The sequence below is a fragment of the Micromonospora orduensis genome (assembly GCF_006228125.1).
Taxonomy (GTDB): Bacteria; Actinomycetota; Actinomycetes; order Mycobacteriales; family Micromonosporaceae; genus Micromonospora; species Micromonospora orduensis.
In genome coordinates this window covers 1-24,093 of the sequence record NZ_VDFY01000196.1, presented here as the reverse complement: position 1 = coordinate 24,093, position 24,093 = coordinate 1, and the positions used below count along the sequence as shown (strand labels likewise).

Here is a 24,093-nt window from a genome sequence, read left to right as displayed (position 1 = left end):
GTGCGGGGGTGCGGAGCTTGATGCGGTTGGATTCGCCCTTGCTCATGCCGCCACCGACATGACGAGTGACCGCGCTGGGTTCGTGGAGGCTCCATTCCGTGAGGAGATGGAGTCGTCGGCCTCGCCCGGGTGCCGTCACTGGGACGGCGAATGCGGGCCGCGCTGGGAGTCGAGCGTGTCCTCGTCGGCCTCGTCCGTCTGCACGAAGCTGGGCCGGCGTACCTCCTCCGGCGGCGGCACGTTGACCGGGCGGGCGCCGGACTGCGGGATCGGCCGGTACCCGGTGACGTTCCCTGTGCCGTGGGCGCCGTCGATGCTCGGCGCCTCCGGTACCTGCGGCACGTGGTGCATCTCGTCGCCGAACCGCTGTGGTGGCCGGCGGCGCGCTGGGGCAGGCGCCGCGCCGAGCGGCGGCGCCGGATGGCGCTGGCCGCCGCGGCGGTCGCCACCATCACGTCGTCGACCTCTACACCGCCATCCGGGCCACGAAGGCCCGCCGGCGAACGGACGGCAACAAGGTCACCGCCTCCGTGACGGTCAACCGCAGCGCCGAGGAGGCGTACCGGTTCCTGCACAACTCGCGGTGGGCCAACGGCGTCCGCTAGGGCGCGTCCTCACCGGCGTCGCGACCCGGTACGACAAGAGTCCTACATCGTACCGGGAGGAGTCACTGCGCCGCTGCGGCGACAGTGTAGGCCGCGCCGTCCGCGGCCCCGGCACGTCGGCCACGGCAGCCACATGACGACCCGGCCGATCTTGCCGGCAGGTCGCCGAGCCGCGGTCACCAGCCTCAGCCGTTCGGCGGCGACAGGCGGGCGCTCGTCAGGGTGTGGACCCGGCAAAAGCGGGAAGCCCGAGCCGTTCACGACCCCGCTCGTTTGCGACGGCTGGAGAGACATGGCTGCCAGAACCTTCATCGTGGTCGGCGGCACCAGCGGACTCGGGCTTGCGGTGGCCCGCCTGCTCGTCGACGAGCACCGTGTGGTCGTCCTCGGCGACGCGGCGGACGAGGTAGCCGCGGCGACCAACGACCTGGGTTGCGCGGGCCTCGTCTGCGATGTGTCCTCCTACGACCACGTCCGGCGGGCGTTCGGTGAGGTCGTCGACCGGTACGGCGAGATCGACGGGGTGGCGGCCCGCGCCTCGATGTGGGCGGGCGGTGATCTGGCGGACCTCTCCCCGGAGCGCATCCGGCGGACCGTGGAGGTAAACGTCCTGGGCACGACGTTCGTGTTGAAGGAGGCGCTTGAACACCTGCGTCGGCAGGGGTACGGCACCGTGGTGTATATCGGCGCGATGGCGGTGACGCAGCCCCGGCCCGGCATCCCGGTCTACCGGGCCACCAAGAGCTACGGCAGCAGCCTGGTTGAGTCGTTGGCCGAGGCGCAGCACAGCAACCGGATCAAGGTGATGCAGCTGCATCCCGGGCCGATGCCGACGCGGCTGCAGGAGCGGGTCGGCGACGAATTTCTGGACGAGGTCTACGCCCTACCCGACCAGGTCGCCGCTGAGGTCGTACGGCTGCTCCTGCTCGCCCCCGACGACCTCTACGTCTCCGGCGAGCGCGTGCTGCGCGCGGACGGGCGGTGGTGACGGCCGGCGGCGCCATCGCCGAGCGTCCGGTCTCGGCGTGGGCCCCCTGAGGACCGCCGTCTACCGCAACCTCTGGTTGGTCCTGCTCGCCGCCAACGTGGGCACCTGGATGCAGACCGTCGGCGCGCAGTTGGCTGGTGATCGACGAGCGGAAAGCCTTCGACGCTGGTCGCGTTGGTCCAGACCGCCAGCCTGCTGCCGGTGCTGCTGCTGGCGTTGCAGTGAGCGGCCGCGCCGACCGGCAGCGACCGCGGCGCGGGCAGGCTGTCAGGGGCGGACGTTGGCGGTCACGATCCGGCCGGCGCAGCCTGCCTGACGGACAGTGCGAGTTCGCCGTCGACGACGTTGACCTCGATGGTGTCGCCCGGATTCGCGGCGTCCTCGAGCAGCAGGGTCGACAGCCGGTCCTCCAACTCACGCTGGATGCTGCGCCGCAGTGGCCGCGCCCCGTACTCGGGCTGGTAGCCCCGGTTGGCCAGCCACTGCACGGCGTCGGGACTGACGTCCAGGTTGATGTCCTGCGCGTGCAGGCGGCGGCGGGTGCGGTCCAGCAACAAGCCGGTGATCTCAAGGAGTTGGTCACGGTCGAGCCCGGTGAAGATGATGATCTCGTCGATCCGGTTGAGGAACTCGGGCCGGAACCGCTGTCCGAGCAGACCCAACAGTTCCTCGCGCAGGTCGCTGACCGGACGTCCCGCCGTCTGCGCGCTGAGAATCCGGTCCGCGCCCACGTTGCTCGTCATGATGACGATGGTGTTGCTGAAGTCGACCGTGCGACCCTGCCCGTCGGTGAGGCGGCCGTCGTCGAGCACCTGCAGCAGCGCGTTGAACACATCCGCGTGCGCCTTCTCCACCTCGTCGAAGAGCAGCACGGAGTACGGCCGGCGACGGACCGCCTCGGTGAGCTGTCCGGCCTCCTCGTACCCGACGTAGCCCGGGGGCGCCCCGACCAGCCGGCTGACCGTGTGCCGCTCCTGAAACTCGCTCATGTCGAAGCGGATCATGCTCGTCTCGTCGCCGAAGAGCGCCGCGGCGAGGGCCCGGGCCAGCTCGGTCTTGCCGACTCCGGTGGGCCCGAGGAAGAGGAACGACCCGTCCGGACGCTGGGGGTCGCTCAGCCCGGAACGCGACCGGCGTACGGCCGCCGCCACGGCCCGCACCGCCTCGTTCTGGCCGACGACGCGCTCGTGCAGTTGCTCCTCGATGCGCCTCAGCCGTTGCTTCTCCGCCTCGGTGAGCTGGGTGACGGGAACGCCGGTACGGCGGCTGACGACCTCGGCGATGTCGCTGGTGTGTACCTCGGGCACCGTCGGCGTGCCCGTCTGCGCTGCCGCCAGCTCCCGCTCCGCCGCGCTGATGTCGCCCTTCAGCGCATTCGCCCGCTGGTAGTCCTCGTTCGCCACGGCGCTGTCCTTCTCGCGGCGCAACTGGGACAGCCGCTTCTCGATCTCCTTCGTGTCCGGGGCTGGCGTACGCGAACGGAGCCGGACCCGGGCACCCGCCTGGTCGAGCAGGTCGATGGCCTTGTCCGGGAGGAACCGGTCGGTGATGTAGCGGTGGGACAGCTCAGCCGCGGCGTCGAGGGCTTCGTCGGTGTAGCGCACCTGATGGTGCGCCTCGTACCGGTCGCGCACGCCCTGAAGGATCGCGATGGTGTCCTCCACGCTGGGCTCGGACACGAGGATCGGCTGGAATCGCCGCTCCAGCGCCGGGTCCTTCTCGATGTAGCGACGGTACTCGTTGAGCGTTGTTGCGCCGACCACGTGCAGTTCACCGCGGGCCAGGGCGGGCTTGAGCATGTTGCTGGCATCCATCGATCCCTCGCCGCCGCCACCCGCGCCGACAACCGTGTGAAGTTCGTCGATGAAGAGGATCAGCCCGTCTTCGGCGCCCGTCACCTCCTGGATCACATTCTTCAGCCGCTCCTCGAACTCACCCCGGTACTTCGAGCCGGCCACCATCGCGGCAAGGTCGAGTGCGACCACGCGTCGGTTGGACAGGGTTTCGGGCACATCCTCGTTGACGATGCGCTGAGCGATGCCCTCGACGATCGCGGTCTTGCCGACGCCCGGCTCGCCGGTGAGCACCGGATTGTTCTTGGTACGCCGCGAGAGCACCTCGATCGTGTCATCGATCTCGTCGTCGCGTCCGACGACGGGATCGAGCCGCCCGGCCCGGGCGTCCTCGGTGAGGTCGCGTCCGTACTGGTCGAGGGTGGGGGTGGCGCTCGCCCCGCGTCCGCCGGCGCCGCCCGCCGGTCGCGCCGGGCCCGTGGCGGTTTCGCCGAGCGGGCGCAGCGCCCGGCCAGCGGTCGTCTCCGGGTTCGCCGCGATGCCGAGCATGATGTGTTCCGGGCCGATGTAGGTCGCGCCGGCCCGTCGCGACTCGCGGTGGGCGTCGAGCAGGGCGCGCTTCGCCGCCGGCGCGAGCGGAGGAGTGTCTTCGCGCGGCCTGCCCTTGGGGACGGCCGCCTCTATCTGGCGGGCCAGGTCCTCGGGGTCGGCGCCGCTTGCCTGGAGAAGTCGGCGGGTGGGGTCGGACCGGGTCGCGGCCCACAAGAGGTGCTCGACGTTGAGGTACGGGCTGCCCCACTCCGAGGCCTGCTCGGCTGCGCGCTGCAGCAGTTCCCGTGATTCGGTGGAGAGCAGCCGGGACAGGTCCACGCGCTCCACCGGGCGTGCCGCGAAGGGGTCCCCTCCGAAGAACCGACTGATCAGGTCGTCCAAGGATCCGCCGGGGATCCGGAACGCGTCGAGCGACATGTCATACCTTCCCTGAGGTCGTGTGCCTGGGCCTTCTGCCATGAACCCAACTGAACGCTACGCACCATTTAACGTTGGAGGCGGCTTTTGCAAGGTCTATCGGTTTCACGGGTCCATCCGAAGGCATGACGAGGTCGGCCTGCGGCCCGGGTGGCCTTAAGGAAGCGGCGGCGGTCGGCAGCTCGATCAGACCCGCAAGAGCGCGGAGTCACCGGAGCCCTGGGGTACGTACGAGCGTGAGCAGGCCAACCGACGACGTCGGCAGCCGGTCGGACACCAGTCGGGCCGTGGGTTTCAGCGACCCCGTCCTCGCCATCATCATCACGCTGCTCGTGCTGTAGCTTCGGGTGCCGGACGTCGAGCCCGGTCATCTGCTGTCCGGGCTGCTCGACCAGTGGCTGAGCTACGCGGCGTACGTCCCGTCGTACCTGTACGTGGCCGTCGTCTGGCTCAACCACAAGGCTGCGTTCAACCGCCTCCGGCAGACCGACCGCAGACTGCGCTGGCCAACCTGTTCCTCCTGTTCAGCACCGCGCTGCTGCCCTTCCCGACCGCCGTCGTCTCGCGCGCGCTGCGGGAGCACAACCAGCCGGACCAACGCGTGGTCGTCGCCTTCTACGCGCTGATCGGCGCCCTGCTGGGCGTGAGCTGGCTGACGTTCTTCCACTACCTGGCCCGGCACCCCGACCTGGTCGCCCATGAGGTCGACGACCGGATCGTCCCCGCCGAACGGTTCCGGGCACTGATCGGAGTCATCCTCTACACCACCGCCGGATTCCTCGGCTACCTCGTCGCACCGCTCATCGGCCTGGTGATCTTCATCGTGCTGCCGGTGTTCTACGGCATCACCAGCGCCAGGCTGCGCCAGGTGCCCCTTCGCCGGCGGATCGCCCGCCGACCTCCCCCGCCGGGGACGTAGCGGCGAGCCTTCGCGTGGGTCGATCGATGCCGGCCCGGGCGGGGAGCCGGCCGGTACGGCAGAGGTCAGGGTTTGTACTCGCTGCGGGTGCGCGGCAGCCACTGCGGGTGGCTGTCCCGGAGGTAGCGGATCAGGCCTTCGCGGAGGTCGCAGCGGAGGTCCCAGGCGCTCGGCCCGTCGGCGACTGAGGCCTGAACCTCTATCACGACGCTCTGGTGCGCCGGCGTCGACCATTTGCAGTACCCACTGGGTTCGGTCCCACAGCATTGAAGACTCGACGAGCCGTCGGGTCTCCGTGCGGAGGTTGGACGAACGGTGTACGTGACCACCAGCACGGTCCCACCCGGAGGTCCGGCTCGTGCGCGAGTTCAGCCGGGGCAGGTTCGGGTCCTTGTTCACCCCCCGCAGCTCGCGCAGCGGCCAGGTCTGGGACGTCACCGCGCCGACCAGCATCAGCGCGGCGGCTACGAACAAGACAACGACCAGTGCGACGGCGTCGACCACCACGGCGCAAGCGAAGGCGCTGACCGCATGCCGACTCCCTAGATCACCCGATAGACGGTCAGGCCCGGGCGCGCCACTGGCACGCTGACCTGTCGTTGGGATAGTCCTGAGCGCGGCAGGGGTGGGAACAGGGGCTTACCTGCTCGCCCCTTCGCATCAGACGCAATAGCCGTCTCCTCGGCCGCAGCCCTGAGCCGTTTGATGCGTCGGCACACGGGTAGACCGCGACCCGGTCCGAGGGGGTGGACCGAGGATCGGAGCCACATACCGATGGTGGGCTCCATCCGGTCCGCATGCTAGGCGAGGCCCCGAGGAGTGCGGGATGGCCGAACCGGAGAGCCGGGACACGGGCGCACGGGAGTCGCCCGCGCAACCGCGCGAGCAGGTCGATCGGCAGCGCGACGCCGAGGAGGGCGCGGAAGTCGCCGGTTGGGGCCAGAACCTCGGTCCCGCCAGCGGGCCAACGGGCGAGCCCGGCAAACGCCCCGCCACCCCGCAGCGTGGTGAGCACGACCTTCCCCAACCGGCTGGCGGGCACAGCAGCAAGACGATGTCAGACCCGGACGTCGTCCTCCAGATCCCGCAGCTCAAGGTCGAACAGATCTACGTCGAGGTCGACAACCTGGACGCCTCCGTCTCACTGCGAGCCCGGCTGGGTAGCCTGCTCCAGCTCGACGTGGGTGTTCAGGCGCATCTCGGCACGGTGAAGATCGACATCAAGGGCGTCGAGACCGAGGCGATGCTCGAGGTTCGGCTCGAGGAGCTCCGCGGCATTCTCGACAGCGCCCTGCGCACCATCGAGCGCAACCCTCAGATCATCGAGTTGCTGGTGAAGACGGTGGACACCACCGTGAACCAGGTCGGACAGACAGCTCAGCAGGTGCTCGGGCCACAGGGGCCGCTAGCGCGGACGCTCGACCACGTCGGGCAGACGGCGCAGGAGGCGCTGGGGCCCAATGGGCCCCTGTCGCAGACGCTGCAGCAGACCACCCAGCAGGTCGGTCAACAGCTCGGGCAGACCACCCAGCAAATGGCTCAGAACCGCGCGGCGGCGACTGGCGGCGGTGGGGGCCTGGGCGGCGTGCCGGGCGGATCTCCGGCCCGAGCGGCGTGGCAACGGATGAAGAAGATCGTCAACAGCAGCCAGCCACTGAGGCAGGTCACGGCACGGCTGGTAGGACCGCAGGGGCAACAGCCGCAAAGCTGATCGACGTCCCGCCGTCGCGCCGAATGCTAAATACTCCATTTCACCCGATCTTTAACCTGGCGGCCGGGTGGCGTCGCGGCGGTCAGGCTGTGAGGGTGGCAGATCCTGTACGCGTGCGGCGGCTCAGTTATCAGGAAGGTCAGCAGCTGCTCAGAATCACGCGCCGGGGAACCGGTTCACGATCCGGCTACGGCGGGAGATGGTCGTGCTCGCCTCGGCCGGCGGGAACACGTGCCGGCAATCGCCCGCCTGGTTGAGGCCGACGAGGACACGATCCGGCAGGTCATACACCGGTTCAACGAGATGGGGATGGCCAGCCTGGACCCTCGGCGACTTCCCTGCGCAGCCGGCGGTTCTCCTCGGCCATCTCGCTGGTGGGCCGGCCGTGACGTTCGTCGGCGTCGGCCTCGGCCTGACGGATCCAGTTCCGCAACGCCTCGTGATGCACGCCGAGTTGCTCGACCAGGCGCCGGATCACGGGCTTCCGGTCCGACTCGCGGTACAAGCGCACAGCGCGCTGACGTAGCTCATCGGGGTACTTCTTCGGTGCTGCCGCTGAAACTTCCTCCCCACGGCCATCAGACCATGATCAAGAAGCTCCATGAAAGCGGGGGTGGCTCAAGGCACTACACGTTTGTGTGGATGGACGCGTTAACAATGAAGGTCCGCGAGGCTGGCCGCACCCTCAACGTCCACGCCCTGATCGCGGTCGGCGTCAACGCCGACGGCCAACGCGAGGTCCTCGGCCTGGACGTGGCCTCCGACGAGACGGTGCCGGCTGGCTGGCGTTCCTGCGATCGCTGACCGCCCGCGGCCTGTCCGGGGCCCGCCTGGTCATCTCCGACGCCCACGCCCGCCTCGTGGCCGCCATCGGCGCCGCCCTGCCGGGAACCTCCTGGCAACGCTGCCGCACTCACTACCTGCGCAACCTGCTGACCAAGGTGCCGAAGTCGGCGCAGCCGTGGATAGCGACCCTGGTGCGCACGGTCTTCGACCAGCCCGACGCCGACGCCGTCCGAGCCCAGTTCCAGCGGGTCGTGACCACGATCGAAGCGAAGTTCCCCACCGCGGCCGAGCACCTCGACACCGCCCGCGAGGACCTGCTCGCCTTCACCGCCTTCCCCCGCGAGATCTGGCGCCAGATCTGGTCGAACAATCCGCAGGAACGGTTGAACAAAGAGGTCCGCCGCCGCACCGGCTGCTGTACCTGAGTGCGGTGCGGGTGTTCGGCTGGTTGCCGCAGACCTGAAGACGCGGTTTTGGCACCGTACACGCCGATGGCAAACACCTCAAGGGCCTCACTCCCGACGAACAGACCGCTCCAATCGTCCGGCAGATCTTCGCCGAGTTTCTCGCCGGTATCGGCCTCTTCGCCATCGCCGAGGGACTTACCGCCAACCACGTGCCTTGCCCATCGGCCCACGACCGGGCCCGCAACCGGCACCGTAGCGGCATCGCCTGGTCCAAGAGCGCCGTCCGCGTCATCCTCACCAACCCCCGATACACCGGGCGGCAGGTGTGGAACAAGCAACGCAACGACGAAGTACTGCTCGACGTCGACGACGTGGCAATGGGTCACACCGGCGTCATGCGCTGGAACGCCCGCGCCAAATGGATGGTCTCCAAGGACATCACCCACGAGCCACTCATCGACGACGCGACCTTCGAGCAGGCCCAAGCGATACTGCAACGACGCGGACGGGGAACCGGCGGACAAACGTCCGACAGCGCACCCGCAACCCGTACGTCTTCCGGGGCATGATCTACTGCGCCGCCTGCGACCGACGCATGCAGGGCCAGTACAACCACGGCGACGCCTACTACCGCTGCCGCTTCCCGCAGAAATACGCCCTCGCCAACCACGTTGAGCATCCCAGCAACGTGTACCTGCGCGAGGATGCCCTCACCGACCCGATCGACACCTGGCTGGCCTCCGCCTTCGCACCCCACCACATCGAATCAACGATCACCGCGATGACCGAAGCCCAGCCCTTAGATCATTCGCCCGCAGCGGGCACAGCAGCTCAGACGATCATCACCGAGTGCGACGCCAAGCTGGAGCGCTACCGGGCCGCCCTCGACGCCGGAGCCGACCCAGCGGTAGTCACCGGCTGGATCGCGCAGACCCAGGCCGAACGCGCCCGTGCGGAGGCAGACCTCCCCGCGAACACGGGCACCGCCCCGCGCAGGATGAGCCGAGCAGAAATCACCACCCTGGTGAACGCGCTCGGCGACATCGCCGCCGTGCTCCGCGACGCCGATCCCGCCGAAAAGGCCGAGGTCTACCGGCAACTCGGTCTCCGGCTGAACTACCATACTGAAACGCAAACGGTGCGCGCTGCAATCGATCTCAGCGCGCACCGTGGGGTAATGGTTCGTGTCGAGGGGGGATTCGGACTCTTGTACGTGGCACGTGCGCACCATTTGGGTGTGCATGCGACATAGATTACGGCACGACTCGCCCTACCGCAATAATAGGGGAACGCTCGGCAGCGTGACGGTCCGTAAGAGCTTTTCGGCGCCGCTGCGGATCGCGCCCAGACCAACGCCAAGGCACGGCACGCGCGGCCCGCGCACCACTCGCCTTCACAACTACGGGGTGCCGACCGCCTCGGCTCTCGCCTCCGCCGACAGCTCGGCCCGCTTCTTACGTCCAGTCACGTCGTTCTGTGTCGCGATCATCACGGCGCCCTCCTCACCAGGCACAACGCCTGGCGGGTCAGCCGGAAACAAACTTAGATCCGTAGTCCCGAGACCGCGGTCTACCCGCTCAACAAGGCATCACTGAGAACAGAGTATTGGACGTACTCCTGCTCAAGCCGCAACGAGGGCGCGAAGACATCATCAAGGAGTTCGCCGACGAGTGCTCGTTCTTCCGCGGTAAGTCGCGAGAGTGCACGGCGAGTCGGACTGGGTTCGGTCCCCCAATGTCCACGGTGCGCCAGCAACGTCTCTCGGTCCATGAGCATCGATCGCGCATGCGGGAAAATCTCCCGGATCCGGTTGAGGATCTCGAAGCCATGCGTGTCAATATCGCCCCAATAAATTAGGTTTCGATCGAGAAGCCATGCCAAGGACTCAAGTTTCGCCACCGCGTAACCACTTCCGAGGATTACGGCGGCGTCCTCAATGGCGGGGAAGGCGAGGAAGGTGATCTCGTTCTCGACGACGTAGACAGTCGATACGGGCGCCGGCACCGCAGCCAACTCGTCGGCACGCACAGTGATATCGGTAAACGGCGTGGAGCGCCTGCGTTCGTCCAGGAAGCGGATCCGAACCAACACCGGCTTGGGCCGCAGTCCGTAACGTTCGGCGAACGCGGACGGCGGATGAGCGGTATTGACACTCTCGGCGGGTAGGTGCCGGTCCAGAAGTTCGGCAAGGATGCCGCGGCGGGTCTCGATGAACTTCGTGTCCACACCGGGGACGTCGACTTGCCGAAGATAGGTGGCGGGGTTGGCGTGACGGCCGATCCAGGTGACCGTGTCGAGGAGGCGAGTCCAATCCTGGCGGTGGTGGAGCACCTTCATTGGGTGCTCCATGGCCCACTGAGCTACCGGCGGTGAGGCAGCGTGGGTCAGGCCGAGCAGGGCTTGGTAGCGGTCGACTAGCTGGCGAACGCCGAGCGTTCGCCAGAGGGCGTCGGGGGTGTCGATCCACGCTTTGTGCGGCAGTTGGTTGGTGCCGACCAAGCGACCGCCGACGCGTCGGTATTCGACGCGCACAGTGCCGCTGTCAGTCTGCCGCCAGCGGGACACCCACTGTTGGACGTCGCCGAACTGGTTGGCGATCTCCGTGATGTTCGGCCCTTTGAGCGGCACGCTGACCGGCGTCGGCGGGATGCCTTCAGCGACGTGACGGAGAAAGTCGCCGCGGTCCCAGCGTCGTCTGAGGCTGGCGATGACGTCCTCGAAGGTGCTCCAACCGGTGGAGTCGCTCCTCGCGGGCATATCTAGACCTCCGCCGAGGCATCCGCGTGGGCTTGTCGCCGGTGTTGGTATTCCTCGATGCTCAGTGTCTGTAGTCGCGAGAAGTTGCCGGTGGGGTTGTCGACGAAGCCGACGGCGGATACGTGTGGCTCGATGACGTGAATCTTCTGCAGGGGCGTGACGATCAGCAGTTGCAGGCCGAGCCGCTGAAACAGGACGAGGGCGAAGCGGGTGGAGTCGTCAGAGCCGCGGCCGAAGGCTTCGTCGATGACGACGAAGCGGAAGGTGCCGGTGGTGTCGGCGTCGAGGCGGAACTGGTAGGCCAGGGACGCTGCCAGGATGGTGTAGGCGAGTTTTTCCTTCTGCCCGCCGGACTTGCCGCCGGAGTCGGCATAGGTCTCGTACTCGGCGTTGCCGTCTCGCCAGCGTTCAGTGGCGGTGAAGGTGAACCAGTTGCGGACGTCGGTGACGCGCCTGGTCCAGGCGCGGTCGGGTTCCGTTTGGCCCTCGCGGCCTCTGAACCGTTCGATGAGGGCCTTGACCTGGAGGAACTTGCGCTCGGAGTACTGCTCTGAGTCGTCGTTGCCGAGGGCGTCGTCGGTGCATGCCCGCAGCTCGGTGCGAAACTCGCGGATTTCGACGTTGGGGGTGGGGTTCCCATCGAGCCGGATGTATCGACCTGGGTTGTAGTCGATGCCGACGAGGGACTCGTTGATGGTCGCGATGCGTTCTTTGATGAGCGCAGCCTGCTGACGTAGCTGGGAGTGGAAGGTGGCGATGTCGCGGATGGCGTTGGTGTTGAGGTAGGTCTTGAATTCGTCCTCGAAGCGGGGCAGGTCATCGTGGACGAGGCGCTGATGCATGGCCCGGTACTCAGCATGGGCGGCGAGCGAGGCGTCCATCTCGGCGCAGTCGATGGGATACCTGCTGCGAAAGGCCGCCATCAGGCCTACGGCCTTGTTGCTCTCGTGACTCTGCTTCTTCATGGTGTCCTCGCGCTGACGGTTCAGCGTCGTCGTGAGGCTGTCGCGGAGCCGGTACCAGCCGTCCGGGGTGGCCGGCGGGGCGGGGATGAGAGCCATCAGTTGGGGGAAGTGAGCGGTCGCTGGCTCATGGCTGGGATCGTGAAGGAAGTCGTCGGCCTCGGTGCGCCGTTGCGTGGCTGCGGCCGACTCGGTTTCCGCCACCGTGATTGCTCTGTGGTGTTCGTCGCGGCGGGCTTTCGCGTCGGTGATCAGACCTGTGAGGCGCTCGAGTTCGGCGGTGAGCTCCGCGATCCCCTGGGCGCCTGCCTCGATGCGTTGTTTTTCCTCATATAGAAGCCCCGCTTGGCGGGAGGCTGCTTCCCAATCGAGGTCGGTGAAGTCGCTGAATACGGTGATTTTGTGCAGGTCGGCCAGCCGTAGGTTCAGCTTCTTGAGGGCGTCGCCATGCTTGCGCTCGGTGGCGCGTGCCGCTCGCAGGAGAGCGTCGATACGTGTGCCCTTGGCGATGAGCGCCTCGATCTTGGACTCGCTGGACCAGCGGAGCACGTACTGGCTGCGGTCGTCGATGCGCCTACGGTCGTCCTTCTCGTGTCGCCCGGATGGGTCCTTGAGCTGCCCGCTGCGCGTGATCGCCTTGGGTTCGTGCCGGAAGTCGGCCATCGAGGTGACGCATCGATGCGACGCGCGGTGCCGCAGCTCTCGCTTGAGCCAGGCGGTGAGCGGTGAGTCTTGCAGGTCGAGCGTGTCAGAGAGCAGGAGACCGTCGTCGGCCGTTGGCTTGTCGGCCGGACGGAGCACGGCGAGCGGCACCCGGTAGTAGACGAGCCGCCCGCCCAGGTGGTGACCGTCAACCCAGTCGGCGACCGCTCGGTAGTGCTCTTCGGGGACGAGCAGCGAGAGCGCGAAGCCTCTCAGCACGCGCTCTGCGGCGCCCTCCCACTCCGCGTGCTCGGCACGCACCTGAATCAGTTCGCCCACGTAGGGCAGCTCGCCTTCCGGCAGTTCGATGGCGGCGCACAGCCGCTGCCGGAGGGCCAGGTTGTGCCGGGGGATGTTGCTCGGCCGGCCATGGAGGCTGCGCAGCTCATCGTTGACCTCTGCGGCCTCTTTCTCGAGGTCTCGAACAGCGACACCTGCGTCGGTGGCGGTTGTGTGCAGGTCGGCGACCTCGCTGTCGTGTCCCTTAATCTCTTGGGCCACGGCCGTTTGGCGGGCAGCGAACGTGGAGGCGTCGGCGATTCGCGCTAGCTTGGCGGCGTCGAGTAGGGCGTTTGAGGCTGCCCAGTCGGTTGCGCCGCAGGTCGCGGGTCTTCTTGATGTCCGTGATTTGGCGTTCGAGTTCGCTGATTCGGCCGCCACCGAGGCCTTCGCGGGCGAGGTCGGCGCGGCGGTGCGCATCCTCCATGCCTTTGATGTCGCGATCGACCTGGCGAACGAGCCCTTGGTTGCGTTCTCTGTCGTCGGCCAGGGCTGCGATCTGCTCGTCCAGGAGATCAGCGCTACGGCGTGCGGTCAGGTGTGGCAGCGCGGCGCGTTGGGCATCCACTGTTTCCAGGTTTCGCCCGAGTCGTTCGTGTGCGTCGCAGGCGTCGATGATCGGGGTGAGTCCGGCGATCTGCTCTCGCGCCCGGAGCACGGCGTCATGGGCGCGATTAGGTCGTCGAAGTGGCTGATGAGCTGGCGGATCACCGCTGCGGAGTCGAAGGGCTCGAGCATGTGGCTGCGGACGAAGTCGTTGAGGTTCCCGACCGCTTTCATCGACACGGTCTGATGGAACAGATCCATTGCTTGCTCTGAGGCGATGCCGAGTCGGCGACGGAAGTCCTGACCGTATTCGGGGAAGTGGTCGGCGATCTTCGCCCCGTGCTGGCGTAGCCGTCGACGCAGTTGGCTGATCTCGGTGCCGAAGTTGAGGAAGTCGTCGGCGATCGTCAGTGCGGTGCCGGCGGTGACGTAGAAGCGTTCCGGTTGGCCGGTGTTCCCATCGTGCAGCCAGAACACCTGCGCGAGGGTCACCGTCGTGCCCAAGCTCTCGTCGGTGAAGACCCCGAGGATCACCGAGAAGCAGCTACCTGCGCGCAAGCCGACCGGCCGGGATGTGCCGGTCGCGTCATTGCTTTCTGACTTGTAGTACCCGAGCACGTAGGAGCGCAGTGATCGTTCGCGAGTCTCGGCTCCGGCCGCCTTGTTGTAGGAGATCTTGTTGGCCGGTAGCAGGAGGGTGGTCACCGCGTCGACGAGGGTTGATTTCCCGGAGCCGATGTCGCCGGTGAGAAGGCTGTCGGCTCCGTCGACGTGGAATGTCCAGATCCGCTGGTCGAAGGTGCCCCAGTTGCGGACTTCGAGACGGTGCAGACGGTAGCCATGTTGTGTCATGCGGCGCCTTCCGCGTCTGGGGAAAGTTCGGCGGCGTACTCGGAGAGCCGTGCGTCGAAGTCCGCGAGCCACTGGGCGTCGACGAACGCCTTGACGATCCGGCGGACCTCGAAGCTGGGCTCCTTGTCCTTTGTCCGGCGTAGGAAGCCCAACTCGATGACCTTTGTCAGATGCGCATCGATCTGGTCCACCAGGCGGGCGTCGTCGGCACCCGAGGGCATGAAGACGGTGAGCATGTCGATGATCTGGCGGCGAGAGAGAACGAGTCGAGGGTCGGACCCGCTGGCGTCTGCCTCGGCAAGTTTGCGGCGCAGCAATGCCAGCAGGAGACTGACGTGAAACGACAGGGACCGACGAGGCACCAGCCGCGGCACAGGCGGAAGGTCCGGGTCCTCAGGTCGGGACTTCAGATAGGCGTAGCCCTCCGACTCGTCAACGACGACGACCAGGCCGAGCACAGCGACGTGGTCGCGGACGTGCGGCTGCAGGACTGACAGGTGGTGCCACGCCGCCGTGTGGGTATCGCGGTAGACCACGCCCTTCATCAGCTGGGTCACCGCCACCGACAGCGATGGCTCGTCCTGCGAATCGGGTGGAGTCACCGGCCGCTGTCCTCCCTGTCGCGGACGAACGTCACGGTCGGAGCGGTCGCGGTGCGACGATCGCCTGCGGCATCGGTCCAGGTGATCGATTCGCGACGCGCCTCGTCGAATGTCACCGTGAACGAGCCGTCGTCCAACGACAGGTAGGCGACAAGCTCAGCTAGGCCCTCTTTCAACGGATGACGGCTCATCACGTCTCGCAGGGGCACCTGAGACTGCTCGCGCAGCAGGTCACGTACGGCGGCTATCAGGCGGGCGGGGTCGACGTAGACCTGTTCGAACAGCGCGGACATGTCGACCTGCCCGGTAGGTTCCTCGGTGGTGGCGCTGTCGACGGCCTGCCCGGCGCGGGGCCGGTACAGCGGCCGTTCCATCGGCAACACGACATCGACCTTCGTATCGTCGATCGACGTTTTCACCGCCGACGTGTCGCCGTCGCGCAGGATCAGCGCGTGCGCTTCGATACTGCGCAGGACATCCATGACCCTGCGATTTTCCAGCCACGCTTGGTCGTCGAGGAACCGGCGGAGCTGTTCCGAGAGCAGCCGCACCGTTGATTGGGTTCGGCCGGCCGCGTTCAACCAGTCGTGCTGCACGCGGGTGATGCGTTGATCGACCTGTCCGACGGCGTCCAGGGTCTGCACGCGTTCCAGCAGGTCGGTGAACTCCTCCTGTCGTCGCATCGACAGGAGGAAGTCGTAGAACGCGTCGAAGCTGCGGCCCTGATCTGACCCGGAGATCGCGTGGCGGCCACCGACGATTTCATCGAGCAGTTCACCCTTGGATCCCTGCCAGGCCGCGATCCGCTCACGTACCCGACGATCCAAGGCGCGGAAGTTTCATCTACCTCCCGCAGATCGCCGAGCAGGCTGCGCGCTGTCGCCACGAACTGTTGGTACCGGTCGCGTTGGGCAGCATCGTCGAGGATTGTGAAGTCGCCCACGCGAACCCGAGCGATCTCCGCGTCGATCTCACCGCGGCGTCGTTGTAACTCCTCCAGGCGTGCGTCGGGGTCGGTCTCGGCACCAAAGGCCATCTGCCGGAGCAGATCAACCGCGATGTTGAGCCGTGACTCCGTACCAATGAACTCGCGCGCCTGCAGAGTCCGCACCCATGCCAGAGCGGGTTCGACGGCAGGGGTCGCGTCGAAGTGCACCTCGTCAGAGTCCGGCGGGTAGTAGCGGCGTAGCCATCCAGCATCCGCCCAGTCACCGAGGTAGGCGCGGGCGTGCTTCGGAAACGTAGCCTCGCCGTACTGTTCGTTGAGCGCGAACAGGGTGTCATCGAGCCGTTCGGCCAGCTGGTCCCCCGAAATTGACCGGATGTTGTCGTCGATGAACACCTGTCCCAGGAACCGCAGCACCAGGGGGGCGTGGTCGGCGCGAAGCAGCCGCCAGGCGCGGTCCTGCCTGCGCAGCCAGTCAATCTCGTCGTACTCCACCGGCGCCTTCCCTCTCGGGCTCGCGTAGCGGCGGTAGGTTAACCGCACCCTGCGACGAAACCAATGCCTGTGGTGATCAACCGACAGAGTTTCGGCTATCGCGGTAACAGTGGCGGCGCGGGCTGCCTCAGCGCAGCTTGTTGAGCGGCGTCCCGTCGCGCTCCCGACGCCACGCAGTCCAGCCGTTGGCCGCTCCCCCTGCGCAGGCACTGGCGGCGTCGGAGGGCGACTGGTAGCGGCGGCCGTTGATCTCCAGCTCCCCCGAAGCCAGAACGACAGCGATGAAGGTCTTGCCAAGGCGAGGTCGACGCCAGTAAAGGCGTTCCCCCACCTGGAGGTCCCCGCGGGCCATGAGAGGGGCGAGCGGACCTTTCGGCGGACCGACCGGCTGCGTCGGCGCGCTCGGCTGGTCGGCGATGTCAACGACGACTCGCACTCGTAGGGGTTCCTTCAGTGGTACAACGAGTCCTACTCCCATTAGAGCCCGTCTCCTGGTACCGGCCAGTCCGAGCATCACGGCCGCCGCGCCAGACCCCGCCACCACCGACAACACCTCGGTTGATGCACATGGCAGGGAGTCGCGCATCGACGGGGTATGTGTCACCTCTGTCGCACAGCACCATCGACATGCGCAGCACGGCCGGCACCCAGGGGCGGGTGCCGGCCACGCGCTGTTTCCAGCACCGCCACCCCGCTGTGAACCCACCGCTCGACCTGGATCAACTCCTTGGCATGTTTTGGGATGGGAGCCGGTCCCCCTGAAGCGCCCGTCCCGTGGCCGGGGCAGGCCCTTTCGTCGTGAGGTGCCCGGTGAACGGGCAGGCAGTTCAGAGGCTAACGCTGTCAATGGCGTGGTAGGTGACCCAATGGCCCTCGCCGTCAGCAGGGCCCCGGCCGCACTGACACGGCTCGCTCGTGGCTCGGTACAGAAGCTCCAGCCGACCGAACCGGTCACGGGCCTGGTGGAAGCCTCCCTCAGCTCCACATCGTAGATGTGAGCCTGCTTCATGGCAGCGCGGATCACCGGCCATGGGTCGCCAGGCTCGCCCGGGTCTTCCAACGGCAGCTCAGAGATGTAGATGTCGAGCGTCGTACCTGCATGGATCCCCGCGTGCGCAGCCGGCCTCGCCCCGGACCCGTCGACGAGGTGCGCACCCGTCAGCCAATAATCGTGCCGGCCGTTGTTCGAGACCTCCGCGAAAATCCCCCCGCCATGCCGGTCTTGCCGCCAGACGAACTCCACGGAGACGTCCGGACCTAACTCGTCGTGGTGCCGCGTCGACTCGATGGTGGAGATCTTCTGCGCCTCACGCGCCGAGACGTCCGCTGCCCTCGCCGCCTGGTCCGCAGCATCGGCGGCCTGCTGCGACGTCATGAGAGCCGAAGCTGCGATTGCCGCCGAGCGTTCCGACGCACGCGCGGAACGGCGGCTCAGTTTCCAGGACAGCACCCCGAAGACCAGGCCACCCAACACGCCCACGGTGCCACCGATAGCGCCGAGTACATCAGTCCAGGCAGGATTCTCTGCCGCGGCGGACAAGAGTAGGTCAGTCACAGCGCGTAAGCGTAGCGCGAGGAAACGACAAGACACGGAGCAACCGAGCGGCACATGGCGATCATGATCGCGGGCCGCCTACGACGACCCCGGACAACCGGCGCTGCCGCTTCTTGACGATCTGCGGCTCGAACGTGCCCGACCGGTCCCGCGGCACGTCGATCTGCACCGGCCCGGTGCTGTCGGTCAGCACCGTCTTCACCCTGGTGCCGTTACGGATGTTGCCCGAGCCGGTGCCGTCGGGTTCGTGTTTGGCATAGCCGAGGTGATGGGTCATCTCCTCGTTTAACGCGGTCTCCAGGACCGTCTTGGTCAACTGCCTCAGCAGCCCATCCGGACCGGTCAGCGACAGCCCTTGTTCCTTGGCCGCCCGGACCAACTCGACGGCGGCTTTCGCCTCCGCCGAGGGCTCCGCCCGCTTCTTACGTCCAGCCTGATCGTTCTGTGTCGCGGTCATCACGGCACCCTCCTCACCAGGCACAACGCCTGGCAGGTCAGGCCGGAAACACCCTTAGATCCACAGTCCCACGGCGACGTTCCTAGCGCTGTGGCAGCGGCGCTCAGCCGGCGGGTTGGCCAGTGGTGAGTGTGCATCGGTGATGCCGCGGGCAGTAGGCATACACGACCTTTCGAAGTGATCACCGTGCGGGTGATGTCCGCGGCAACTCACGAAGTTCGCGGAGGATGTCGCGGAACGCTGGTGAGCGCGGTGCGGCGGGGGCGAGTTCGTCGTGAAGTCGGTGTAGCAGTGCGACGCTGCGCACGGAGCTGACGGCGGGTAGGCGGCCAAGGGCGAGGCGGGCTGTGCTGACCGCCTGGTCGAGGTCGCCGGCGGCGTTGTGTGCGAGGCTGAGCCAGGCGCCGTGGCGTAGTGCGGAGCGCTGCGGGGAGTCGGTTGGACTGGTGTGCGCGCGGGCGTGGAGCAGCCGTTCGGCTTGGCGAAGGAGCGCTGGCCGTTGAATCGGCACCTGCTCGGCCAGTACGACGAGGCCTCGGCCGGTCTGGTCGCTGACGAATCCGCGGGCGGCGCCGCCCTGGTGGTCGTCGAGCTGTTGTGCGTGGGCTATGACGGTGTCGATCATGTCCAGCAGGGGTGGGGTGACGGGTCCGCCGTCTCCGGCAGCCGCGATGAGGTCTGGGTGTGGCTGGTGAAGCGCGGTCCACGCGTGGGCGGTGAGCGCGGCGCCGGTGACAGCGATGATGGTGCGACGGGTCGGCACGGGTCCTCCTACGAGGCTGAGCAGTCCGTTGCTGTCCCAGGGTAAATCCATCGCGTGATTCGCCGGCAGCGCTGGATGCGGACGCGGGGCGGTTACCCCCCAAACGTCCTCGAACATCAGGTCGATTCTGAGCTTGGCAGTAAGTACCTCGACGACGAGTTCGGGTATGTCACCGTGCGGCACAGCGCCGTCTGAGACCCATTTGTAGGGGGTTTTGGGGTGGACTCTGCGGGTGCTGCCGCGGGCCACCAGAGCGGATGATTCGTCGGGCGAGGGCCTCGGGTCCCCATTGTGCCTCTCGGAGCAGGCCGGCCAGCCGTTGGTTGGCGCGGGAGGTTGTGGGTTCGGCTTCCACGGTGGGTCCCCCTTCCGGGTGCCGGTAGTGCAGCCGCGGGCCTGACAGTAGCGGCCATGGTCAGTGGCGGGGAGCGAAGCGCACCATCCGCACCAGGTTCCGTGCGGGCGGCACCGATGGCACCCCGTCGATGCCTGCCCCAGGCGCCCGGCACCGACAAAAGTCGATGTGTGGGCAGGGTCAGGGCCTCGGTTGTCACTCCGTGCTTCCTGCAGTTGAGCCCACTGGTCGACCTGCGGTCGCGAGGAGGAGCTGCCATGCCACGTCCGTTTCCCGGCCAGCCGGTAGGAGACGATCCCGTCCTTGCCGCTGACATTGATCTGCTGGTGCGTCCCGGCCAGATGTCCCTGTGGCTCGACGATTGCGCTCAGTCACTGGAAGAGCAGGCAAGTAGTGAGCCGGGCCGGATCAGTAAAGCCATCGTCGCCGGCCCGGCGCGGTTGAGCCAGGTCACCCGAACGGCTAGCCATCCACTGAACGCCCCGCGGTAGGGCATCGAGCCAGATGACGGGGTCAGGCGCGTCCGGGTCTTCCAGAATGTCGCACACTGGGTCCCGCTCGACTGCGGCTGTCACCTCAGCGAGAAACTCGACCAACTTCGTCGTTTTCTCGATCGCATCCTGACTGAGAGTCACGCTCGCATGGACCCCCTGTTAGTTGACAGGCGGCGTCACAGACTGCGCTGCCTACAACCAAGATCACAAGGGTGAGGCCGTGCGCGCAGCACGAGTGAACCCTCCCGAGCAGGGGCGCGGCTCAAATCGGGCAGCCGCCGCCACCTCACCTCTGCGGTGTTCGCGGGCGGCGCCGCGATAGTCTGCAACGGATGAAGCCGTCGGCTCGAAGGTGAGGCTTGCCCGATGGGTACCAGCTACGAACCGATGAGTCTGGCCAGGTTGGCCACCCATCTGGCATCCGCGGACACCGACCAGACTCGCTGGAAGCTCGTATGGGAGTTTCTGGAGGAGTACCGGTGGGAACCCGCCGAAACCAGGGTCGACCTGTTAAGAGATGAGCCCGGGCTAACCGGAGACCCACGGTGGGACGCGCTGCTTGCCGCGCTCGCGGAGCACCTGCTAGCTCAGGCGGATCTTGCTCCGCCCGCATGGGTCGACGCACGTGTGCTGCGCCGGGCATGGTTCCCGGCCGAACTGGCCATCCACCGGGCCGACGCCCTGGCGTGGGCCCCGGCTGCATTCCGGAAGCACGGTGTGTACCTGTCCGTTCACGACCTGGCCGCGGCGTGAGCGGATCAGACGGCGTCCTCATGGGGCGCGCGGAACTCGAACGCGCGTTCGCTCACCTGGGCGACCGGCTTGTCCGCCGCGGAGTCGTCGCTGACATCTTCATTGTGGGTGGTGCCGCGATGGCGCTCGCCTACGACGCGAAACGGGTCACCAGGGACGTCGACGCAATGTTCGTCCCGCACGGAGTCGTCCTCGATGAGGCGCGTGCAGTGGCCGACGAACTGGGCCTACCGCCGTGGTGGCTCAACGAGCAGGCCAGCGTGTATGTATCCGGCAAGGACGACCCGGGCAAGCGGCGAGTCTTCGACCACCCTGGCCTGCGCGTGATGGCCGCCTCTCCGGAGCACATCTTCGCGATGAAAGCGCTCGCGGCGCGGACCCGCGACGTGGACGACCTTCGCGCCCTGGCGGCGCTGGCCAAGGTAACGACGGTGGACGACGCTACACGTCTGTGCAGCGACTTTTACCCCGACGAAGCGATCTCGCCACGAGCGATGGGAGTTATCCGCGAACTTTTCGGATGATTCGGATCCCCATGCAGCGCGGCGGTCAATGTGATCACTTCCGATGGCTCAGGCTTCTAATCTAAGCAGGATTCTCACCTGTCCGCCGAAAGCGCGTGAAACGTGACCGTAAAGCGCGGCGCTTGCTCAGAATCCTATCTGCGGTTGTTCGCCTCCAACATGGAACAGCTGGTGCCGTCGGGGGAGAGGTGCTTCGGGAATCTGCCGTTCCTGTTCAGCGTCAGGGACGTGCGACGGCAGGATGGACAGATCTGACGGCTGCGTGGACGCCCGCACTGTCTTGGGATATCGTGATCCGCAGTGTGACGAGTCGTTCCCGAGCCATTGCATTCCTTCTGGGCGCCGTAGCTGAACAAGCCGTACGTCTCTTCACCGCACCCCACGTCCGGTGGACCTTCGAGCAGCGCCTTGCCGGCCGGAGCGTGGCCAGCATCGCTCGCGCCCTCAACGACAACGGCGTCCCGTGCCCGTCCGGCGCCGACCCAGCGCGTAACCCACACCGCAGCGGCAGCCAGTGGATGCTCACCACTGTCGCGGCGATCCTAGCCAACCCCCGTTACACCGGGCGGCAGGTCTGGAACCGTCAACGCACCGACCGTGATGCCCTCCCTGACGAGGGAAACTTCGATCGACACCACGAGATCCAACGGTGGAGCGCCTCCACCGACTGGGTCATCTCCCGCGAGATCGCGCATACTCCGCTGGTCAGCGAAGAACACTTCGTCGCCGTCCAAGCAATCCACACCGCACCGACCCCAACCGATGGCATCCCTCGCTGCTACTTGTTGGCAGGAGTGATCTGCTGCGGCGTGTGCAGCCGAATCATGGACTCCCACTGGGTCCACGACCGTGCCGGCTACCGATGCCGACACGGCAACACCAGCACCCGACCCACGTCATCGAGACGACAGAAGACCCTCTACATCCGGGAGGACCATCTCCTGGACACGATTCGACACGACAGCTGCCTGCGTCGGCATCACCCGGCGATGCGCGACCAGGATCCAGACAGCGTCGCGGGCTACCTGCGGCTCAACAACATGATCATCGTGTGTGACCACGACGCCTGGACCATCGAAACTGACACGGCGGTCTTCCCGCTCACCGCCCCGACGAGCGTCCTGACCCGCACAGCAAAAATCCCCGCCCAACGGGACGGGGATCGCTCGAAACGCGAAGAGAAATCACGCTTCGTGGGGAAATGATGTGTCCGAGGGGGGACTTGAACCCCCACGCCCTATACGGGCACTAGCACCTCAAGCTAGCGCGTCTGCCATTCCGCCACCCGGACCTACACGTTCAGCCTACCTCGCCGACCCAGATGATCTTCACATCGGAGGGCCGACCCAGCGGGCCGCACGGGGAGTTACTGTACACGCCACTCGTGGATCATGCACATCGCCATGCACCCGTCTCGCCTGGCCGCTCCCGCCGCTGCTCAGACGGCTCATGGGGGACACCGACGTCGGCCGAAGGCGTGTCCGGGTAGCGGCCGGCCGCCCTCTGCCGGCAGCATTGGCACGTGCCCCAACCCTCTCCCCTGGCGGCCGCCCAGCACCGGGCCCTCGCCCTGCGTGCCGCGGGCGATCTCAGCGCCGCCCGGCAGTTGCTGGCTGAGGCCGTCGAATCGGCGCGCCCGGTGTTCGGCGAGGACCACCCGGAGATGCTGCACACCGGGCATCTGCTGGCCCGGTTGCACCGTGAGGCGGACGACCCGCTGGCGGCCCGCCGGGTGTTGGAGGAGGCGTTCGCGGCGGGCGAGCGGCGGTGGGAGCACTCCGACCCGATGCTGCTCGCCCTCGCCTTCGAGCTGGCCGAGGTGGCCGAGGAACTGGGCAACCGGCACGAGGCCCGCCGCAACTACACCCGGGTCGCCACCGCCGGGCCCGTCGCGCTGGGTGAGCACCACCCGGCGGTACGTGCCGCCCGCGCCTACCTCGGCGACGCCGCCCCCGGTCCGACGCCGGCGACGGGCACGGTCCCGGGGGAGGCGGCCAGCCAGTCGGCGCTCTCCGGTCCGACGCTGTCCCTGGCGACCCTGGCCGCGATGCGGCCGACGGCGGACGGCACCCCGGTGTCCGCGTCACCGTGGGCTCCCCCGCAGCCGCCGGCTACGTCCCCACCAACACCTCCGGGGGTACGCGCACCCGCCGCGCCCGCCGCCCGTACCGGCGCAACCGCACCACCGACACCCGCACCCGTCCAGCCGGCATCCGCCTCAACCGCCCCGGCGCAGACCACCGCGCCAGCGCAGCGCACCGCTCCGGCACAGACCCTCGCACCGGCACAGCCCACCGCCCCGGCGCAGGCCCGGTCCGCCCCTCTCCCGCAGCAACCAACCGGGCCCACGCTACCGCCGCGTCAACGCGTCCACGAGACTCCTCCCACGCCACCGGCGGCTGGACCGGCGACTCCGGCCCCGGTTGGAGACCAGGCGACGCAGCCATCGGGCCAGCCGCCCGTGCGGCCGTCCGGACCGGGCCTCCCGCCACGCCAACGCACAGCGGAACCGACGCCCCGCCCAGTCGCGGACGCGCCACCCGGGCCGGCACCGACCTCGGCCGTCGTACCGCCGGAACCGGCGCCCCGTTGGGACAACCCGACGGTCCAGGTACGGCAGATCGAACCGCTGCTCGCCGAGGAGGCCGCCCGCGCCGCAGGCAGGCCCGGCGGGACGAGCGGATCAGGCACGGGCGGACCCGTCAGCGGAAGCGAGTCCGACCGGGCGCAGCACGAGGCCGGACCAGCCCGGCCGACCAGCGGAGCGCCCTCCCCCATGGTCGGCACTCCGCCCGCCTTCCCGCAGCCGACCTCCGCGCCACCGGCCCATCCGGTGTCCGGTCCACCCGCGAACCCCCACCCCGTCTCCGGGC

Annotated in this window: 22 protein-coding genes, 1 tRNA gene and 3 pseudogenes; 15 read left to right on the top strand and 11 right to left on the bottom strand. The window is 67.6% G+C overall.

Features of this window, described 5'->3' with window-relative positions:
* Positions 1-135: 135 nt before the first annotated feature.
* Positions 136-342: a hypothetical protein gene (locus tag FHG89_RS22655; protein WP_139586422.1), complete on the bottom strand. Its 207-nt coding sequence runs from the start codon at positions 340-342 to the stop codon at positions 136-138.
* A gap of 29 nt (positions 343-371) precedes the next feature.
* Here FHG89_RS22655 and FHG89_RS22650 point away from each other — a divergent pair, with 29 nt between their 5' ends.
* Both FHG89_RS22650 and FHG89_RS22645 read left to right on the top strand, forming a co-directional pair.
* Positions 372-605: a hypothetical protein gene (locus FHG89_RS22650; RefSeq protein WP_139586421.1), complete on the top strand. Its 234-nt coding sequence runs from the start codon at positions 372-374 to the stop codon at positions 603-605.
* Positions 606-897: 292 nt separating this feature from the next.
* On the top strand, positions 898-1,593 hold the full coding sequence (locus FHG89_RS22645) for an SDR family NAD(P)-dependent oxidoreductase (protein ID WP_167517497.1): 696 nt from the start codon (positions 898-900) through the stop codon (positions 1,591-1,593).
* A gap of 287 nt (positions 1,594-1,880) precedes the next feature.
* Here the strand turns inward: FHG89_RS22645 and FHG89_RS22635 are convergent, their stop codons facing one another.
* On the bottom strand, positions 1,881-4,355 hold the full coding sequence (locus FHG89_RS22635) for an ATP-dependent Clp protease ATP-binding subunit (RefSeq protein ID WP_139586419.1): 2,475 nt from the start codon (positions 4,353-4,355) through the stop codon (positions 1,881-1,883).
* A gap of 236 nt (positions 4,356-4,591) precedes the next feature.
* Between FHG89_RS22635 and FHG89_RS33910 the strand changes: the two genes are divergently transcribed.
* The 4 genes from FHG89_RS33910 to FHG89_RS22620 all read left to right on the top strand — a co-directional run bounded on the left by FHG89_RS33910 (position 4,592) and on the right by FHG89_RS22620 (position 6,985).
* A complete protein-coding gene (locus FHG89_RS33910; RefSeq protein ID WP_244295722.1) occupies positions 4,592-4,696 on the top strand; it encodes a TMEM175 family protein in 105 nt (34 codons plus the stop codon).
* Between the two features lie 6 nt (positions 4,697-4,702).
* Positions 4,703-4,981 carry a TMEM175 family protein gene (locus FHG89_RS34480; RefSeq protein WP_208761063.1) on the top strand — a complete coding sequence of 93 codons (279 nt, stop codon included), beginning with the start codon at positions 4,703-4,705 and terminating at the stop codon, positions 4,979-4,981.
* Complete coding sequence (locus FHG89_RS34475; RefSeq protein WP_208761062.1) at positions 4,957-5,274, top strand: hypothetical protein; 318 nt, start codon at positions 4,957-4,959, stop codon at positions 5,272-5,274. The genes FHG89_RS34480 and FHG89_RS34475 overlap by 25 nt, the downstream gene beginning before the upstream one ends.
* 826 nt (positions 5,275-6,100) lie before the next feature.
* Complete coding sequence (locus tag FHG89_RS22620) at positions 6,101-6,985, top strand: hypothetical protein (protein WP_139586418.1); 885 nt, start codon at positions 6,101-6,103, stop codon at positions 6,983-6,985.
* 295 nt (positions 6,986-7,280) lie between these two features.
* Here the strand turns inward: FHG89_RS22620 and FHG89_RS22610 are convergent, their stop codons facing one another.
* Positions 7,281-7,496: a transposase gene (locus tag FHG89_RS22610; protein ID WP_139586424.1), complete on the bottom strand. Its 216-nt coding sequence runs from the start codon at positions 7,494-7,496 to the stop codon at positions 7,281-7,283.
* 116 nt (positions 7,497-7,612) lie between these two features.
* On the opposite strand from FHG89_RS22610, the pseudogene FHG89_RS22605 reads away from it, so the two are divergent.
* The 3 genes and pseudogenes from FHG89_RS22605 to FHG89_RS22595 all read left to right on the top strand — a co-directional run.
* Positions 7,613-8,434, top strand: a pseudogene (locus tag FHG89_RS22605) (IS256 family transposase); the annotation flags it as partial.
* A complete protein-coding gene (locus tag FHG89_RS22600) occupies positions 8,322-8,747 on the top strand; it encodes a recombinase family protein (protein ID WP_425280205.1) in 426 nt (141 codons plus the stop codon). The pseudogene FHG89_RS22605 and the gene FHG89_RS22600, both read left to right, overlap by 113 nt.
* Positions 8,744-9,430 carry a recombinase zinc ribbon domain-containing protein gene (locus FHG89_RS22595; RefSeq protein ID WP_167517496.1) on the top strand — a complete coding sequence of 229 codons (687 nt, stop codon included), beginning with the start codon at positions 8,744-8,746 and terminating at the stop codon, positions 9,428-9,430. Before FHG89_RS22600 ends, FHG89_RS22595 begins: the two co-directional genes overlap by 4 nt.
* Positions 9,431-9,747: 317 nt before the next feature.
* Here the strand turns inward: FHG89_RS22595 and FHG89_RS22590 are convergent, their stop codons facing one another.
* From FHG89_RS22590 to FHG89_RS22560, 7 genes and pseudogenes are all read right to left on the bottom strand, one after another.
* Positions 9,748-10,935, bottom strand: a complete 1,188-nt coding sequence (locus FHG89_RS22590) for a DUF3322 domain-containing protein (protein ID WP_139586416.1) — start codon at positions 10,933-10,935, stop codon at positions 9,748-9,750.
* A 2-nt stretch (positions 10,936-10,937) separates the two neighbouring features.
* Positions 10,938-13,298 carry an ATP-binding protein gene (locus tag FHG89_RS22585; RefSeq protein WP_139586415.1) on the bottom strand — a complete coding sequence of 787 codons (2,361 nt, stop codon included), beginning with the start codon at positions 13,296-13,298 and terminating at the stop codon, positions 10,938-10,940.
* A gap of 114 nt (positions 13,299-13,412) precedes the next feature.
* Positions 13,413-14,276 (bottom strand): ATP-binding protein, encoded by an 864-nt coding sequence (locus FHG89_RS22580; protein WP_139586414.1) that lies wholly within the window; start codon positions 14,274-14,276, stop codon positions 13,413-13,415.
* The gene (locus FHG89_RS22575) at positions 14,273-14,878 is read right to left on the bottom strand and encodes a DUF4194 domain-containing protein (RefSeq protein WP_202864556.1); all 606 of its coding nucleotides are present in this window, start codon (positions 14,876-14,878) and stop codon (positions 14,273-14,275) included. The genes FHG89_RS22580 and FHG89_RS22575 overlap by 4 nt, the downstream gene beginning before the upstream one ends.
* Positions 14,875-16,241, bottom strand: a pseudogene (locus FHG89_RS34330) (DUF3375 domain-containing protein). The gene FHG89_RS22575 and the pseudogene FHG89_RS34330 overlap by 4 nt, the downstream one beginning before the upstream one ends.
* Positions 16,242-16,446: 205 nt before the next feature.
* Entirely contained in the window at positions 16,447-16,755 is a 309-nt protein-coding gene (locus tag FHG89_RS33085) for a restriction system modified-DNA reader domain-containing protein (RefSeq protein ID WP_167517495.1), read from the bottom strand.
* Between the two features lie 1,204 nt (positions 16,756-17,959).
* Positions 17,960-18,331 (bottom strand): annotated as a pseudogene (locus FHG89_RS22560) (transposase); the annotation flags it as partial.
* 460 nt (positions 18,332-18,791) lie between these two features.
* Here FHG89_RS22560 and FHG89_RS33080 point away from each other — a divergent pair.
* The 5 genes from FHG89_RS33080 (at position 18,792) to FHG89_RS22535 (ending at position 22,425) form a co-directional block, all read left to right on the top strand.
* Positions 18,792-19,139 carry a hypothetical protein gene (locus tag FHG89_RS33080; RefSeq protein WP_167517493.1) on the top strand — a complete coding sequence of 116 codons (348 nt, stop codon included), beginning with the start codon at positions 18,792-18,794 and terminating at the stop codon, positions 19,137-19,139.
* 567 nt (positions 19,140-19,706) lie between these two features.
* Positions 19,707-19,940 (top strand): hypothetical protein, encoded by a 234-nt coding sequence (locus tag FHG89_RS22550; RefSeq protein WP_139586412.1) that lies wholly within the window; start codon positions 19,707-19,709, stop codon positions 19,938-19,940.
* 369 nt (positions 19,941-20,309) lie between these two features.
* Complete coding sequence (locus FHG89_RS22545) at positions 20,310-20,696, top strand: hypothetical protein (RefSeq protein ID WP_139586411.1); 387 nt, start codon at positions 20,310-20,312, stop codon at positions 20,694-20,696.
* Entirely contained in the window at positions 20,693-21,220 is a 528-nt protein-coding gene (locus tag FHG89_RS22540; RefSeq protein WP_139586410.1) for a DUF6036 family nucleotidyltransferase, read from the top strand. The genes FHG89_RS22545 and FHG89_RS22540 overlap by 4 nt, the downstream gene beginning before the upstream one ends.
* A 290-nt stretch (positions 21,221-21,510) precedes the next feature.
* Complete coding sequence (locus tag FHG89_RS22535) at positions 21,511-22,425, top strand: recombinase family protein (RefSeq protein ID WP_208761060.1); 915 nt, start codon at positions 21,511-21,513, stop codon at positions 22,423-22,425.
* 2 nt (positions 22,426-22,427) lie between these two features.
* Here the strand turns inward: FHG89_RS22535 and FHG89_RS22530 are convergent.
* Positions 22,428-22,511, bottom strand: a tRNA-Leu gene (locus FHG89_RS22530).
* Between the two features lie 231 nt (positions 22,512-22,742).
* Between FHG89_RS22530 and FHG89_RS22525 the strand changes: the two genes are divergently transcribed.
* Positions 22,743-24,093, top strand: a 1,351-nt coding sequence (locus tag FHG89_RS22525; RefSeq protein ID WP_139586408.1) for a tetratricopeptide repeat protein, incomplete at its 3' end; no start/stop codon positions are given.